At 72.8% G+C, this 15,647-nt stretch carries 11 protein-coding genes and 1 pseudogene; 9 read left to right on the forward strand and 3 right to left on the reverse strand.

Features of this window, described 5'->3' with window-relative positions; genetic code table 11:
* Positions 1-47: 47 nt before the first annotated feature.
* The 8 genes from mmsA (at position 48) to OG618_RS00955 (ending at position 12,373) form a co-directional block, all read left to right on the forward strand.
* Complete coding sequence (gene mmsA, locus OG618_RS00920; RefSeq protein ID WP_329485145.1) at positions 48-1,595, forward strand: multiple monosaccharide ABC transporter ATP-binding protein; 1,548 nt, start codon at positions 48-50, stop codon at positions 1,593-1,595.
* 3 nt (positions 1,596-1,598) lie between these two features.
* Positions 1,599-2,834 carry a multiple monosaccharide ABC transporter permease gene (gene mmsB, locus OG618_RS00925; protein ID WP_329485146.1) on the forward strand — a complete coding sequence of 412 codons (1,236 nt, stop codon included), beginning with the start codon at positions 1,599-1,601 and terminating at the stop codon, positions 2,832-2,834.
* A 442-nt stretch (positions 2,835-3,276) separates the two neighbouring features.
* Entirely contained in the window at positions 3,277-5,925 is a 2,649-nt protein-coding gene (locus OG618_RS00930) for an RICIN domain-containing protein (RefSeq protein ID WP_329485147.1), read from the forward strand.
* A 140-nt stretch (positions 5,926-6,065) separates the two neighbouring features.
* Positions 6,066-7,112 (forward strand): expansin EXLX1 family cellulose-binding protein, encoded by a 1,047-nt coding sequence (locus OG618_RS00935; RefSeq protein ID WP_329485148.1) that lies wholly within the window; start codon positions 6,066-6,068, stop codon positions 7,110-7,112.
* A 131-nt stretch (positions 7,113-7,243) separates the two neighbouring features.
* Positions 7,244-7,774, forward strand: coding sequence for a SigE family RNA polymerase sigma factor (locus tag OG618_RS00940; protein ID WP_329485149.1), 531 nt, complete (start codon positions 7,244-7,246; stop codon positions 7,772-7,774).
* Entirely contained in the window at positions 7,771-8,550 is a 780-nt protein-coding gene (locus tag OG618_RS00945; RefSeq protein WP_329485150.1) for a hypothetical protein, read from the forward strand. The genes OG618_RS00940 and OG618_RS00945 overlap by 4 nt, the downstream gene beginning before the upstream one ends.
* Before the next feature lie 761 nt (positions 8,551-9,311).
* Complete coding sequence (locus tag OG618_RS00950) at positions 9,312-10,784, forward strand: endo-1,4-beta-xylanase (protein WP_329485151.1); 1,473 nt, start codon at positions 9,312-9,314, stop codon at positions 10,782-10,784.
* 170 nt (positions 10,785-10,954) lie between these two features.
* Positions 10,955-12,373 carry a non-reducing end alpha-L-arabinofuranosidase family hydrolase gene (locus tag OG618_RS00955; protein ID WP_329485152.1) on the forward strand — a complete coding sequence of 473 codons (1,419 nt, stop codon included), beginning with the start codon at positions 10,955-10,957 and terminating at the stop codon, positions 12,371-12,373.
* A gap of 260 nt (positions 12,374-12,633) precedes the next feature.
* Here the strand turns inward: OG618_RS00955 and OG618_RS00960 are convergent, their stop codons facing one another.
* Complete coding sequence (locus OG618_RS00960) at positions 12,634-13,362, reverse strand: SDR family oxidoreductase (RefSeq protein WP_329485153.1); 729 nt, start codon at positions 13,360-13,362, stop codon at positions 12,634-12,636.
* 173 nt (positions 13,363-13,535) lie between these two features.
* Here OG618_RS00960 and OG618_RS00965 point away from each other — a divergent pair, with 173 nt between their 5' ends.
* A complete protein-coding gene (locus OG618_RS00965) occupies positions 13,536-14,006 on the forward strand; it encodes a hypothetical protein (protein WP_329485155.1) in 471 nt (156 codons plus the stop codon).
* A 158-nt stretch (positions 14,007-14,164) separates the two neighbouring features.
* Here the strand turns inward: OG618_RS00965 and OG618_RS00970 are convergent, their stop codons facing one another.
* Positions 14,165-14,932: a hypothetical protein gene (locus tag OG618_RS00970; protein ID WP_329485156.1), complete on the reverse strand. Its 768-nt coding sequence runs from the start codon at positions 14,930-14,932 to the stop codon at positions 14,165-14,167.
* A gap of 159 nt (positions 14,933-15,091) precedes the next feature.
* Positions 15,092-15,429, reverse strand: a pseudogene (locus OG618_RS00975) (aldo/keto reductase); the annotation flags it as partial.
* Positions 15,430-15,647 lie beyond the last annotated feature (218 nt).

Here is a 15,647-nt window from a genome sequence, read left to right on the forward strand (position 1 = left end):
GGAGATCCCCCGCACCGCACCACCCCGAACGATACGGATGCACAGCCATGGCCGGACCCGTTCTCGAAATGCGGTCGATCAGCAAGTCGTTCCCCGGCGTCAAGGCGCTCTCCCAGGTCAACCTGACCGTCTCGGCGGGCCAGGTGCACGCCGTCTGCGGTGAGAACGGCGCCGGCAAGTCCACCCTGATGAAGGTGCTCAGCGGGGTCTACCCGCACGGCAGTTACGAGGGCGAGATCCTCTTCGAGGGCGAACCCTGCCGGTTCAAGGACATCCGGGCCAGCGAGCGGCTCGGCATCGCGATCATCCACCAGGAGCTCGCCCTGGTGCCCTACCTGTCCATCGCCGAGAACATCTTCCTCGGCAACGAGCACGCCAGCCGGGGCATCATCAGCTGGCACCGGACCCTCACCCACGCCGCCGAACTGCTCCGGCAGGTCGGCCTCGACGAGAGCCCCCACACCAGGGTCGCCGATCTCGGGGTCGGCAAGCAGCAGTTGGTCGAGATCGCCAAAGCGCTGGCCAAGGAGGTCAAACTGCTCATCCTGGACGAGCCGACCGCCGCGCTGAACGACGAGGACAGCCGCAAGCTGCTCGACCTGATCCTGGAACTCAAGGCGCGCGGCATCTCGTGCATCATCATCTCGCACAAGCTGAACGAGATCGCCCGGGTCGCGGACGCCGTGACCATCCTGCGCGACGGCCGGACCATCGAGACCATCGCGATCGGCTCCGAGGGCATCTCCGAGGAGCGGATCATCCGCGGCATGGTCGGCCGCGACCTGGAACACCGCTACCCCGAGCGCACCCGGGACGTCGGCGAGGTCGCGTTCGAGGTCGAGGACTGGAGCGTCCGGCACCCGATCGACCAGCAGCGCACGGTGGTGGACGGAGCCTCGCTCAACGTGCGGCGCGGCGAGATCGTCGGCATCGCCGGCCTGATGGGCGCCGGCCGCACCGAGCTGGCCATGAGCGTGTTCGGCCGTTCGTACGGCCGGTGGGCCGGCGGCCGGGTGCGGCTGCACGGCCGGGAGATCCGCACCCGTACGGTGCCCGAAGCGATCGGGCACGGCATCGCGTACGTCACCGAGGACCGCAAACAACTCGGTCTCAACCTCATCGACGACATCAGCCGGAACATCTCGCTGAGCGCGCTCGGCAAGGTCACCCGGTTCGGCCGGGTCGACCGGCACGAGGAGACCCGGGTCGCCGAGACCTTCCGACGGACGATGAACATCAAGGCGCCGACGGTGTTCACCCGGACCGGCACGCTCAGCGGCGGCAACCAGCAGAAGGTCGTCCTCAGCAAGTGGATCTTCGCCGGACCGGAGGTGCTGATCCTCGACGAGCCCACCCGCGGCATCGACGTCGGCGCGAAGGCGGAGATCTACACCGTCATCGCCGAACTCGCCGCCCAGGGCAAGGCCGTGCTCGTCATCTCGTCCGAACTCCCCGAACTCCTGGGTCTGTGCGACCGGATCTACACCATGGCCGAAGGCCGGATCACCGGTGAGGTGGCCCGGGCGGACGCCACCCAGGAATCCCTCATGCGGCTCATGACCATGAGCGCCGCATCCAGCAACGAGCAGGTGTGAGGCATGGCCCAGACCGAGATCATCCCGGATTCGTCCCCGAAGGCACCGCGGGGCGGCCCGAGCCCGTCCGTCGGCGGCGTGCTGGCCCGCGCGCTGAGCGGCAACGTACGCCAGTACGGCATGCTGGTCGCTCTCGCACTCATCGTGCTGCTCTTCCAGTTCTGGACCGACGGCATCCTGCTCCAGCCGCTCAACATCACCAACCTGATCCAGCAGAACGGCTACATCCTCATCCTGGCGATCGGCATGATGATCGTCATCATCGCCGGGCACATCGACCTCTCGGTCGGTTCCCTGGCCGCGTTCGTCGGGGCGGCCGCCGCGGTGATGATGGTCAAGCACCACCTGCCCTGGCCCGTGGCGCTGCTGGCCGCGCTGGTGATCGGCGCGCTCGCCGGCGCCTGGCAGGGCTTCTGGATCGCCTACCTGGGCATCCCGTCGTTCATCGTCACCCTGGCGGGCATGCTGCTGTTCCGCGGCGGCACCCAGATCCTCCTCCAGGGGCAGTCGGTGGCGCCGTTCCCCAAGGGTTTCCAGAGCATCAGCAGCGGCTTCCTCCCCGAGGTGGGCCCGCACACCGACTACCACAACCTCACCCTGCTGCTGGGCCTCGCCGTGCTGGCCGTCGCGGTCCTCCAGGAGGTGCGCGGCCGGCGGCAGACCGCCTCGTACGGGCTGGAGCCGCTCCCGCTCGGGCTGTTCCTCGCCAAGCTCGCCGTGATCACCGCGGCCGTGGTGGTCTTCACGCTGCTGCTGGCCAGCTATCACGGCGTGCCGATCGTTCTGCTGATCCTCGGCGCGCTGCTGGTCGCCTTCGGCTATCTGATGCGCAACTCGATCATCGGGCGGCACACCTACGCCATCGGCGGCAACGAGGCGGCGGCCAAGCTGTCCGGGGTGAAGAGCAGGCGGGTCGTCTTCCTCGCCTTCACCAACATGGGCGTCCTCGCGGCGCTCGCCGGGCTGGTCTTCGCCGCGAGGCTCAACGCCGGCACGCCGCAGGCCGGCATCAACTTCGAGCTGGAGGCGATCGCCGCCGCGTTCATCGGCGGCGCCTCCGCCAGCGGCGGCGTGGGCACCGTGCTCGGCGCCATCATCGGCGGCCTGGTGCTGGGCGTGCTCAACAACGGCATGTCACTGGTCGGGATCGGCACCGACTACCAGCAGGTGATCAAGGGCCTGGTGCTGCTGGCGGCCGTCGGCTTCGACGTCTACAACAAGCGCAGGGCCGGCTCCTGACCCGGGAACGGCTGCGCGGGGACGGGTGGGGCGCCTCCACCACCCGGCCCCCGACCGGGGGAACACCGCCGCCCGGCACGGCTCCCCCTAAATTCCGCGCCCCCGACCGTCCGCCACCGGACGGCCGGGGGCGCGGACGCGTCCCGGCCCGTCGCGGCCCCGCCCCGGCGCGCCGACGACCCGGGACGAGGCGTGGGTGTACCCAGGCGGCAGCCGGCTGCCGGACGCCCGGTGCGCCCTCGCGGTCCGGCCGGCCGGGCCGGCCGGCATCGGCGGAAAGTCCCGGGCGCACGGCAACCTTCGCTCCGCCGGCGGCAACTGACGGGTGGCACGAGGGCGGCACACCGCTCACGGGCCCGTCCGATCCCAGCGCCGCCCACCGCCGCGCGCCGCCGACCCGGGCGGCAGCGCCGCGGCGGCGCCGAAGCAAGGAGTAGCCCCCATGAACGAGACGGATCCCACCGCGGACGGCAGCACCCGGCACGACCGCGCGGCCGGTGGCCGGCGACGGACGCGTGGGCGCCACCGCCGGCGCTGGACCACGCTGGGCCTGGCCCTCGGCGTGCCCGGCGTGCTCGGCCCGTACCTGCTCCTCGTGCAGGCCGACTCGAAAGCCGCGTCGGTGGACCCCACCGCCTACTACACGCTGGTGTCGGTCCGCAGCGACAAGGCGCTGGACGTCCCCGGGGCGGACGCGGCCGACGGCGTCCGGATCCGCCAGGCGGGCCGCGCTGCCGGTGCCGCGAGCCAGCAGTGGCAACTGAAGCTGGTGGGGGACGGCTTCTACGAGGTGGAGAACCGCAGCAGTCACAAGGTCATCGGAGTGCGGGGGGCTTCCACCGAGCCGGCCGCCGCCGTCGAGCAGCAGACCGACCACGGCTCCGCCGCGCAGCAGTGGAGGATGCAGGACGTCGGCGGCGGCGCGGTGAAGCTGGTCTCCCGCAGCAGCGGCATGGTCCTGGACGTGTGGGGCGGTTCCGACGGCGAGGGCGTGCCGCTCATCCAGTACGCCGACCGGGGCAGCACCAACCAGCACTGGCGGCTGGTGAAGGTCGACGGCACGGGCGGGTACGCCTGGCACAACGCCCAGATCGTCGGTGGCGGGTTCGTCACCGGGCTGGTCTTCAACCCCGCGCGCAAGGACCTCCTCTACGCCCGGACCGACATCGGCGGCGCGTACCGCTGGGACGCGGCCGCCTCCCGGTGGACCTCGTTGACCGACTGGATCGGCGGCGACGACTGGAACCTGCTGGGGATCGAGAGCCTGGCGACCGACCCGGTCGACCCGGGCCGCCTGTACCTCGCGAGCGGCACCTACACCAACGACTGGGCGGGCAACGGCGCGATCCTCCGCTCCACCGACCAGGGCCGGACGTTCCAGCGCACCGACCTGCCGTTCAAGCTGGGCGGCAACGAAGACGGCCGGTCCATGGGCGAGCGCCTGGTGGTGGACCCCGACGACCACCGCACGCTCTACCTCGGCACCCGCAAGAACGGCCTCTGGCGCAGCACCGACTACGGCGTGACCTGGAGCCAGGTCGGCGGCTTCCCCGTCAGGGACGGCGCGAGCAGCGGCGCCGGCCTGTCCTTCGTGACCTTCGGGCCGCCCGGCAGCAGGACGGTCTACGTCGGGGTGGCCGACCGGACCACCTCGCTGTACCGCTCCACCGACGGCGGCGCCACCTGGCAGGCCGTACCGGCCCAGCCCACCGGGCAGCTGCCGCAGCACGGTGTGCTGGCCGGTGACGGCTCGTTCTACCTGACCTACACCAACACGCCCGGCCCGAACGGGGTGACGGCCGGCTCGGTGTGGAAGTACACGCCGTCCACCGGGGCCTGGAAGAACATCTCGCCGTCCAGCGGCGCTTACGGCTTCGCCGGCCTGGCCGTCGACCCGCAGCACCCGTCCACGGTGATGGTCACCACGCTCGACCGCTGGTGGCCCTCCGACGAGCTCTACCGGTCGACCGACGGCGGCGCCACCTGGAAGCCGCTCGACGCGAGCGCCGTGCGCGACAACTCCGCGGCGCCGTACGTGGGTACCGGCATCGGGCACTGGATGGGCACGCTGGCCATCGACCCCTTCGACTCCGGACACGTGCTGTACGGCACCGGGTCGGGCCTGTGGGGCAGCAACGACGTGACGGCGGCGGACACCGGGCGTCCGACGCACTGGACGATCCCGGCCAGGGGCCTGGAGGAGACCGCGACGCTCGGACTGGCCAAGCCCCCCGGCCTGCCGCTGATCAGCGCGCTCGGGGATGTCGGCGGCTTCCGGCACGACGACCTGACCAAGGTTCCCGCCAAGGCGCTGACCGGGCCGCTGTTCACCAACACCACCGGCATCGACTTCGCCCAGGGCAAGCCGGAGTTCCTGGTGCGGGTCGGCCTCGGCGGTGCGCAGCACGGCGCCTGGTCCACCGACGGCGGGGTCGGCTGGACACCGTTCTCGAGCGTTCCGGTGGGCGACGCGGGCGGTGGTTCCGCGGCCGTCTCGGCGGACGGCGCCACCGTGGTGTGGACCCCTTCGGGCCAGGCTCCGTTCCTCTCCACCAACCGCGGCGCGTCCTGGACGCCGGCCGCCGGCCTGACCAAGGACACGGCCGTGGTGGCCGACCGGTCGGCGGCGAACACCTTCTACGCGCTCAGCGGCGGCACCCTGTACACCGCCACCGACGGCGGAAGGCACTTCACCGCCCGCGCCGCCGGTCTGGGCGACGGGCAGCTCAAGGCGGTTCCGGGCGTCGCCGGCGACCTCTGGATCGCCGGCGGGCGCAACGGGCTCCGGCACTCCACGGACGGCGGGTGGAGCTTCCGCAAACTCGACGGCGTGGAGCAGGCGAGCGCGGTCGGCTTCGGCAAGGCGGCGCCGGGCGCCGGCTACCAGGCCGTCTTCCTGAGCGGGAAGGTCAAGGGCGTCACCGGCCTGTTCCGTTCCACCGACGGCGGCTCGACCTGGACCAGGATCAACGACGACCAGCACCAGTTCGGCGGAAGTGTCATCAACGTCGTCGCCGGCGACCCCGACGTCTACGGCCGGGTGTACCTGGGCGGCTACGGGCGCGGCGTGCTGTACGGCGACCCTTCCTGACCGTCGCTGCCCGGGCGGGCGGCGGGCCACGCCGCCCGCCCGGGCAGCCCCTCGGGAATTCCGCGCCGGAGCGGCAACCTTTCCGGCTCCGGCGGCCACTGAGCAGTGCAACGTCGAGTCGATCTACCGAATGGATGGGAATGAGGGCAACGAAGCACGCCGCCCCGCAGTCGAGGCGCGGGCTGGTCATGGGCGTTCCGCTGGTTCTGGTGGCGGCCGGGGTGCTGGCGTTCCTGGCCTTCGCGCTCCTGCCGGGGAGCGGGGGCGGCGGGGGTAGCGGGGAGGCCGTCGCCGGACGGCCGGCCGCCGCGTCCGTCGCGGCCACCGCACCGAGCACGGGACAAGCCACCGGTCCTGCCGTCGGGACAGCGGCCGAAACGGCCGCACCGACCGCCTCCGCCGCCCCGCCCGGGACCACGCCCACCGTGGCGACGGCTTCGGCCGCCGGCACCCCGTCCCCGGCGACCGCCGCCCCCGCCCCGCCCGCCACCACCACGCCGCGGCCGTCGACCGCCGGGGCCACCCCGTCGCCCTCGGCCACCGCCCACCCGGTGCCGGCCACCGCGTCCCTGGCCGGGCGGATCAAGCCCGGGGCGAGCTACCCGGGCGTCGCGACGTCCTACGACGCGGCCGACGGCAACGGCGCCTGCTCGTTCGGCCCGTCCGGCGACCTCATGGTCGCGGCGATGAACCACACCGACTACGAGTCGGCCAAGGCGTGCGGGGCGTCCGTGCTCGTCCGCGCCGCCAACGGCGCCACCCTCACGGTCCGGATCGTCAACGAGTGCCCGCTGCCCTGCGCACCGGGGCAGCTCGACCTCAGCCACGAGGCCTTCGCCGAGCTCGCCGAGCTCTCGGTGGGCCGGCTCCCGATCACCTGGACGCTGCTGAGCCCGGGCGCGCCGGAGACGATGTCGGTCCGGTACAAGACCGGGTCGACCCAGTGGTGGTGCGGCATCCAGGCGATCGGTCACCGCAACCCGGTCGCGACGTTGGAGGTCCGGGCGCCCGGCGGCTGGCGACAGCTCCCCCGCAGCGACTACAACTACTTCCTCTCCGCCGACGGCACCGGGTGCGGGGGCCCGATCAGGGTCACCGACATCTACGGGGAACAACTGACCGTCGACGGGATCGCGTTGCAACCGGGCATCGCGCAGCCGGCCCGGGTCCAGTTCGCCCGGCATTGACCGCGCCGCTCGCCGGCCCGCCGTCCGGGCTCCGTCTCCGGGGCGGCCACCACCCGGAGCCGGTCACGGCCCCTGCTACGCTCAGCCAGGCTGTTAACGCTCACATTGCTAGGAGAGGGCGACCGGGGGAAATGCTCCTCGATGACGCGTCCGCGGAGTTCCACGACTTCTTCGAACGCCACCACGCCGAACTCGCCCGTCTCGCCCATCTCCTGACCGGCGAGACGGACGCGGCCGACGACCTCGCCGCCGACGCCCTGATCGCCCTGTGGCAGCGCTGGGACCGGCTCCGCGCGGCCGACCACCCCCTCGCCTACGCCCGCGGGGTGGTCGCCAACATGGCCCGGGAACGGATCCGCAGCGCGGTTCGCGAGCGGCGCCGGATCCTGCTGTTCTGGTCCCGGGCCCCCGAGCGGACGGACGGCCCGGACGTCGCCGCCGTGCTGGACGTCCGCGCGGCGCTCGCCCGCCTGCCGTTCCGCAAGCGGGCGTGCGTGGTGCTGCGCCACGCCTTCGACCTGTCGGAGAAGGACACCGCCGTGGCCCTGGGCATATCGGTCGGTACGGTGAAGAGCCAGACCTCGAAGGCGATGGCCGAGCTGGAAGGCGCACTAGGCGCACGAGCGGTCGGCGAACTGGCGGCAGGAAGGCGGAACCGGTGAACGACGACATCACCCGTCGGCTGCGCGAGGCCGCCGAGGCCCACCAGCCCGACCGGGCACGGATCCTGGCCCGCGTGGAACGCGGTGCGGCCGGCCCTCCCGTCCGCCACCGCACACCGTCGTTCGCGAGGTCGTGGCCCAAGGCCGCCCTGGCCGGCCTCGCCGCCGCCGGCATCCTGGCGACCGGTGGTCTCGCCGTCGCCGGCATCGCCCGGACTCCGCCGTCGGAGCCCGTCACCACCCCGGCCGTCCCGCCTCCGGCGGTCGCCTCCTCGCCCCCGGCGGCGACTCCCCCCGCTGCCGCCGACCCGACGCGGGCACCCACCGCCGCCCCGCCCACCAACGCCCCGCCCGCCTCGCGCCCGACCCCCACGGCGAGCACCCGGCCACAGAACGGACCGCTGTGGTCGGAGGGCTCGGTGGACGCGCACAGCACCGTCTACTGGGCCCAGAGCGACCTCGTCCTCACGTCCGCCCAGCCGCTCACCTCGCTCACCGTGGAACTGCGCGTCGCGCAGACCGGCGACGTGCGGGACACCGGCAACTGGCGAACCCTGCCGGCCGAGGACTTCTCCGTCACCGTGCAGGAGTCGGACGGCGTGCTGGTCTACCGCTGGACCCTCAGGCCCGGCCGCACCGTGCCGGCCGGGCAGCACGAGTTCGCAGGCCAGTACAACCACGCCGCCGGCACGCGCAGCGCCGCGAACGACAGCTACCGGGTCGAGGCCCGGAGTGCGGGCGGCCCCGCCTCCGTCTGGGGAGGGTTCGCCCGATGAGCCGGCCGATGCACGTCCGGGGAGGTGCCGAGCGGCGAGAGCCACCGCTCGGCGGGGCCCTCCTCCGGGAGGCAGGGCGTCCGCCGCGCCGGGTAGCCGGGTAGCCGGGTAGCCGGGCAGCCGGGCAGCCGGGCAGCCGGGTAGCCGTCCGGTCGTATCGCGCCGCCCCGGGGGCGCCCGAGCGCGACCTGAAGGCCGGGCGGCACCGCCCGCGTGGGGTCCGGCGGGCCGGCGGTGCGAGGCACCCGGACGGCTACCCGGCGCCTTCGGGCCGGTGCCGGCCCGCGCGGCGGCCACCGTCCCCGTCCCGCGTCGGGTCGCCGGCAGCGAGCGCTCCCGGCCACCGCGCAGGCCGGCCTGCCGGTGACGCCGCCGACGGGACGGCGGAGGCGTCTGCGCCCGGGCGAGCGCCGCGGCGAATCCGGTCCGCCGCTGCGCGAGGTATTGACAACTCGCAACGCCTGTTGGAGATTTCACCTGAACATGTCAGGCAGGGCGCGCTCCCCATCGCGGAAATGTTAGCGCTAACAGAAGGTGCCGACAGTCCGGTTGATCCCCGGATCCGCCGAACCCACAGGGGTGCGCTCGGTGCGTCGACCGGCGCTACGGCTCCTGGACGGGACCGAGCGCCGCGCTCGGGGCACGCACAGCCCGCCCTGCCCGGCAGGACCGGCTCGGCCGCGTACGCGCACGATCGTCACGACGAGGCCCCGGTCCCCACCGGTGTGCAGTCATCCCCCACCCGAGGAGAACGATCCGTCATGCCATGGCTCACCCAGAAGCCCCGCCTCCGCAAGGTCCTGACCGGGGTCGCGGGCCTGGTCGTCAGCTCGGTCACGGCCGTCGCCGCGAGCCCCGCGGCCGGCGCCGCCGGTGCCACCACGCTCGGTGCGGCGGCGGCCGGCAGCGGCCGCTACTTCGGCGCCGCAGTGCCCGCCGGAAAGCTCGGCGACCCGACCTACTCCACCATCCTCGACCGGGAATTCAGCATGGTCACCCCGGAGAACGAGATGAAGTGGGACACCGTCGAACCCTCCCGCGGGTCGTTCAACTTCGGGCCCGCCGACTCGATCGTCGGCCACGCCTCCGCGCACGGCCAGCGCATGCGCGGCCACACCCTGGTCTGGCACTCCCAGCTGCCCAACTGGGTCACCGGCATCACCGACGCCAACACCCTGCGCAGCGTGATGAACAACCACATCACCACGGAGATGGCCCACTACAAGGGCAAGATCTACGCCTGGGACGTGGTCAACGAGGCCTTCGCCGACGGCGGCAGCGGCCAGCACCGCGGCTCCGTGTTCCAGAACGTGCTGGGCAACGGCTTCATCGAGGAGGCCTTCCGCACCGCCCGGACCGCCGACCCCTCGGCCAAGCTCTGCTACAACGACTACAACATCGAGAACTGGTCCGACGCCAAGACCCAGGGCGTCTACTCCATGGTCAAGGACTTCAAGGCCCGCGGCGTGCCCATCGACTGCGTCGGATTCCAGAGCCACTTCGGCGCCGGCGGGCCGCCGGCCAGCTTCCGGACCACCCTGTCCGCTTTCGCCGCCCTCGGCGTGGACGTCCAGCTCACCGAGCTCGACATCGCCCAGGCGTCCGCCGGCGCGTACACCACCGCCGTCCAGACCTGCCTCGACGTCGCCCGCTGCACGGGCATCACGGTGTGGGGCATCCGCGACAGCGACTCCTGGCGCACCGGTGAGAACCCGCTGCTGTTCGACAACAACGGAAACAAGAAGGCCGCCTACGGCGCGGTGCTCTCCACCCTGAGCCGCGGTAGCGGCGGGACGCCGCCCGGGGGCATCACCCCCGGCACCGTCTACACGCTCTCCGACGTTGCCGCCGGACGCGTGCTCGACGAACCCGCGGGACAGAACGGCAACGGCACCCCGCTCCAGGTGTGGGACGCCAGCGGCGCCGCCAACCAGCAGTGGCGGGCCGCCCAGAACGGCGACGGCTCCTACACCCTGACCAACGTCGCCAGCGGCCGGGTGCTGGACGAGCCCGCGAACCAGACGGGCAACGGGACGAGGATGGAGGTCTGGGACGCCAACGGCGGCGCCAACCAGCACTGGCGGGCCGCCCGGAACGGCGACGGCTCCTACACCCTGACCAACGTCGCCAGCGGCCGCGCGTTGGAGGTCGCCGGCGGTCAGACCGCCAACGGCGCTCCCGTCCAGATCTGGGACTCGACCGGCGGGGCCAACCAGCACTGGAAGTTCGGCTGAGTAGAGCGGGCCTGCGCGGCGGGTGCCCCGCCGGGCTCCTGTCTCGACCGGGCACCCGCCGCGGGGCAGCCGGTGTGAAGACGCTCGATGCGCGCCCTCACGGCGGCGCGCACAGGTGAGCGGTGACAAGGCCGTGTGACAACTCCCTCCCCTCACGAAAGAGGTCTCCCATGCGCAGACGGAATTCCCGTCGCGGGCACCTGTCCGTGGTGCTCACCGCCGTGCTCGCGGCCGTGGTGGCGTTGGCCGCGATGCTCGTCGCCAACCCGGCACAGGCGGCCACCGGCAGCGCCTTGCGCGGTGCCGGTTCCGGCCGGTGCCTCGACGTGCAGAACGCCGGCCAGGCCGACGGCACGTCCCTGCAGATCTACGACTGCTCGGGCGGTACCAACCAGCAGTGGACGTCGACGTCCACCAACCAGCTGACCGTGTACGGCAACAAGTGCCTGGACGTTCCGGGCCACGCCACCACGGCCGGCACCAGGGTGCAGATCTGGACCTGCAGCGGCGGCGCGAACCAGCAGTGGCGGGTCAACTCCGACGGCACGATCGTCGGCGTGGAGTCCGGGCTGTGCCTGGACGTCACCGGCGCCGGCACGGCCAACGGCACGGCCGTGGGGATCTGGACGTGCACCGGCGCCGCCAACCAGAAGTGGACCGGTCTGTCCGGGACGACGCCGGGCGGCACCTGCCCCCTCCCCTCGACGTACCGCTGGTCGTCGACGGGCGTGCTGGCGCAGCCGGCGAACGGGTGGGGCGCGCTGAAGGACTTCACCACCGTGACGTACAACGGCAAGCACCTCGTCTACGCCTCGGACGTGTCGGGTTCCTCGTACGGTTCGATGGCGTTCGCTCCGTTCACCGACTGGTCGGACATGGCGTCGGCCGGGCAGACCGGGATGAACCAGAACGCGGTGGCACCCACGCTGTTCTACTTCGCCCCGAAGAACATCTGGGTGCTGGCCTACCAGTGGGGCGCGTGGCCCTTCATCTACCGCACGTCGAGCGACCCGACCAACCCCAACGGCTGGTCCGCGCCGCAGCCGCTGTTCACCGGCGGCATCCCGGGCGCCGCCCCGATCGACCAGACCCTGATCGCCGACGACCAGAACATGTACCTGTTCTTCGCCGGTGACAACGGCAGCATCTACCGGGCGAGCATGCCGATCGGGAACTTCCCGGGCAACTTCGGCTCCTCCTACACGACGGTCATGAGCGACACGGTGAAGAACCTCTTCGAGGCACCGCAGGTCTACAAGGTCCAGGGCCGGAACCAGTACCTCATGATCGTCGAGGCCCGGGGCGCGAACGAGCAGCGCTACTTCCGCTCCTTCACCGCCACCAGTCTGAACGGCTCCTGGACCCCGCAGGCCGCCACCGAGAGCAACCCCTTCGCGGGCAAGGCCAACAGCGGCGCCTCCTGGACCAACGACATCAGCCACGGGGACCTCGTCCGCAACAACCCCGACCAGACCATGACCGTCGACCCCTGCAACCTGCAGTTCCTCTACCAGGGCAAGTCCCCCAGCGCGAGCGGCCCCTACGACCAGCTGCCGTGGCGGCCGGGTGTCCTCACCCTGCAGCACTGACCGACCCGCCCCCCTTTGAACTCGGGCGCGTGCGGCCGGCGGTGCCCGGACGATCCTCCCTCGGCACCGGCACCTCCGCCTGCTGACCGCTCCTGACCGCTTCTGACCGGCCCGAGGGACCCCGGCCGCACGTCGGCCGGGGACCCTCCCTTCGCGGACCGTCGGCGCGGGGTGCGGACGGCGCCGCACGGACGGCGCGCTCGGCCGGGGCCCGCCGCGCGGCGACCCGACGGCGCCCCACGGCCACTCGAAGTGCCGCTCTACAGCTGCTCGAAGTGGAAGGAACGGATGAAGCAGTCGCGCGGCTGGCCGATCGCGAAGAGGACGCAGTCGAGGACGGACCGCGCGGTCAACGGGTCGTCCGTGGTCCGGGAGGCGTCGTCCCAGCGGGGGTGGAGCGGGTCGCCGTCCGTGAAGTCCGGCGGGTAGAGCGAGATCACGCGGATGCCCTCGGGGCGGAGCCGATGGGAGAGGACGTCCGCGAATCCGGCCTGGGCGGCCTTGGCCGCGTAGAACGCGGGATGCGCCTGCGACCGATGGTTCCTCGCTTCCGCGGCCGAGGAGACCAGGTTGACCACGTCCGCGCCCGCCGAAGCGCGCAGCAGGGGCAGGAAGTGCTTGACCGTCAGCAGGGTGCCGGTGGCTCCGGAGGCGACGGTGTCGGCGATCGCTTCGTCGTCGGCGTCCCACAGGTCAGGGCCTTGCAGGTACCGGGCGCCGTTGTTGACCAGCACATCCACCTGGGCCGTTCGCGCGGCGACCCCCTCCGCGAAGCCCCGCACCGTGGCCGGGTCGGCCAGGTCGCAGGCGAACGCGTCCACCTGGGCACCGCTGTCGGCCGCCACCTCCGCGGCCGTCTTCCGCGCGGCGGCCGGCGTGCGGGCGGAGACGAACAGGCGCGCACCCATCCGGCCGGCGTGCACCGCGAACGCCCTTCCGAACCCGCGCCCCGCGCCGGTCACCACCACGGTCCTCCCGTCGAGACCCATGCCCGCACCTCCTTCGACGCTCTCAGTGGATCAAGGGTGAGCCTAGCCGCGGCGTCGACCGTTCCGCCCGGCGGGCCCCGCCGGCCGCCGGGTGCGGAGCCACGACCGGGATCCACCACGACTCCCGGCTCGCCGTAGGGCCCGTCTCCGGGGACGGGGGCTAGGGTCTGCGAATGGACGCACCCACGGAGCAGGACCAGGACTCCCCGCCCAAGCCGGACCGTCGCCGCCCCCGGCGCTGGCGCGAGGTCTCACCGACCCGCCGCGGGCTGGTCCTGGCATGGTGGGGATTCACCCTCACGTTCGCCTTCCTGCGACTGCTGACCTGGCTGATCCACATCGACGCCGCCGGCGTGGGCAACGTCTCGGCGGGGGGTGTCCACATCCACCACTACGTGTGGGGCATCCTGATCCTCATGATCGTCGGAGCGCTGGGGCTGGTGGAGCGCTCACCGCGCTGGCGCACCTGGATGGGCCTGGCCTACGGCATCGGCGCAGCCCTCGTCATCGACGAGACCGCCAACCTCATCGACCTCAGCGACGTCTACTGGCAGCGCACCGGCGGCATCAGCATCGCCGTCGCCCTCCTCGTCATCGGGCTCACGGGCAGCATCCTGGCCCTGACCCGCAGGGACGAACCGTAGCGCCTGGGCGCGGACCGACGGCCGCACTCCTGTGGTCTCCAGGTGACCCCACGCTTCGCCCGTCGCCCGATCCGGCCCGCCCTCATCGTCTGAGCCGTCGTCCTCGCCGCCGCGACGGCGGGCGGTGGCGCGGCGGTTCGACCGGGAGGGACGGCCGGTCAACGGAAGCGGCGGGCGCGGAGCCGGCGGGCGCGGAGCCGGACGCCGTCGTTCCGGAAGAAGACCACGGCGATCACCGCACCGAACAGCCAGAACACCGCCGAGAGCAGTAACGCGAGCCAGGACGCACCAGGGCCCGTCAGCAGCCCGGTCACCGGCCAGAGGGTCCAGACCCCGAACCACACCCAGGCGAACGCGCGGTGACCCATGATCCCGAAGAAGGTGATCGCCCGTCCCCCGCCGAACACGGCCCACAGCAGCAGGCCCAGCCCCGACCAGGCGAGCAGGAGGTCCCACAGCAGCCGACCGGAGGCCGAGGGCGGCTCCCGGTGGTGCCGGCCGGCGACCGTGATGCCGACGACCTCGGCGTACCACGTCTCCAGGTCGGCCGCGGCCTCCCGGTCGGCCCCGTCGTACAGCGCGGAGTCGACCTCGATCCGCTCGACCGCCCCCGAGGCGCGCCGGACGGAAAGCTCGTAGACGGTCTCCGTGGTCGTGGACGAGGTGTCGGTGCTGCCCGTGGTGGTGGTGCGGGTGGAGGTGTCCTTGTCCACCACCCGGCCGGTCTCGTGCCCGATGCAGCCGCGACCCTCGTCCGCCGCCGCTCCCCCGCCGGCCCCGGCGCCGTCCGTCGTCGCGACGGGACAGGCCGCGGCGTGCCGGAACCGCACGGTGTCCCGGTAGGGCTCCCCCGCCAGATCGATCCCCGCCCAGAGCCCCGCCACACCGAGCAGGGCCGCACAGCACCGCACGATGATCCGCAGCATCCCGGCACCTCCCGCCTCGCCCCCATTCTCGCGGGCGGCCCGGTCGCCCGGCAACGCGTTCGCGCGACCGGCTGACGGAGCATCCGGTCAGCCGACTTCCGCGTCCGTCCCGGGAGTTGGGCTTCGAACCACGGGGGAGGCCGGCCCCGGCGCCGTACCAGGCTCGGGCCACCCGAGGTACAGGTCGACGCACTCCAGGCCCAGCTTGGCGAGGCTGGCGTCGAAGGCGCGCAGCGTGGCGTCCTGGCCCTGGTCGGCGTTCCACCGCTTGGTGGTGACGAACAGTTTCTCGCGCGGCACGCCGCCGGAGGCCAGGGCCCGGCCCACGCCGGTCTCGTTGCCGTAGATCACGGCGGTGTCGATGCCGCGGTAGCCGGCCCCAGGGCACGGGAGACCGCCGTGGCGGTCTCGTCGTCAGGGACCTGGAAGACGCCGAAGCCGAGCTGGGGGATCCGGGTCGTCGGGGAGGACGGACGGGACCGGGCCGTCGGCGGCATCCGTGCAGAACCGTGCCGGGGGCCGGCGGGGTGGCACCGGGATGTCCCGGTACCACCCCGCCGGCCCCCGGCGCAGCGCGGGCGACCCTCAGGAACGGGCGTGGCGCGGGCGGCGATCCCCGGCTCGGCGCGCCGGCCGGGAGCCGGCCCCTCGGTGGTTACCGGGGGGCGCGAACGCGGTCACGAGGGCAGCGACGATGAGCGGCACGACCAGCAGC

Source organism: Kitasatospora sp. NBC_01246, from assembly GCF_036226505.1.
GTDB lineage: Bacteria > Actinomycetota > Actinomycetes > Streptomycetales > Streptomycetaceae > Kitasatospora.

Excerpts from the sequence above, each read along its gene's own strand:
- mmsA (WP_329485145.1), top strand. The coding sequence starts at position 48 with ATGGCCGGACCCGTTCTCGAAATGCGGTCGATCAGCAAGTCGTTCCCC.
- mmsB (WP_329485146.1), top strand. The coding sequence starts at position 1,599 with ATGGCCCAGACCGAGATCATCCCGGATTCGTCCCCGAAGGCACCGCGG.
- OG618_RS00930 (WP_329485147.1), top strand. The coding sequence starts at position 3,277 with ATGAACGAGACGGATCCCACCGCGGACGGCAGCACCCGGCACGACCGC.
- OG618_RS00935 (WP_329485148.1), top strand. The coding sequence starts at position 6,066 with ATGAGGGCAACGAAGCACGCCGCCCCGCAGTCGAGGCGCGGGCTGGTC.
- OG618_RS00940 (WP_329485149.1), top strand. The coding sequence starts at position 7,244 with ATGCTCCTCGATGACGCGTCCGCGGAGTTCCACGACTTCTTCGAACGC.
- OG618_RS00950 (WP_329485151.1), top strand. The coding sequence starts at position 9,312 with ATGCCATGGCTCACCCAGAAGCCCCGCCTCCGCAAGGTCCTGACCGGG.
- OG618_RS00955 (WP_329485152.1), top strand. The coding sequence starts at position 10,955 with ATGCGCAGACGGAATTCCCGTCGCGGGCACCTGTCCGTGGTGCTCACC.
- OG618_RS00960 (WP_329485153.1), bottom strand. The coding sequence starts at position 13,362 with ATGGGTCTCGACGGGAGGACCGTGGTGGTGACCGGCGCGGGGCGCGGG.
- OG618_RS00965 (WP_329485155.1), top strand. The coding sequence starts at position 13,536 with ATGGACGCACCCACGGAGCAGGACCAGGACTCCCCGCCCAAGCCGGAC.
- OG618_RS00970 (WP_329485156.1), bottom strand. The coding sequence starts at position 14,932 with ATGCTGCGGATCATCGTGCGGTGCTGTGCGGCCCTGCTCGGTGTGGCG.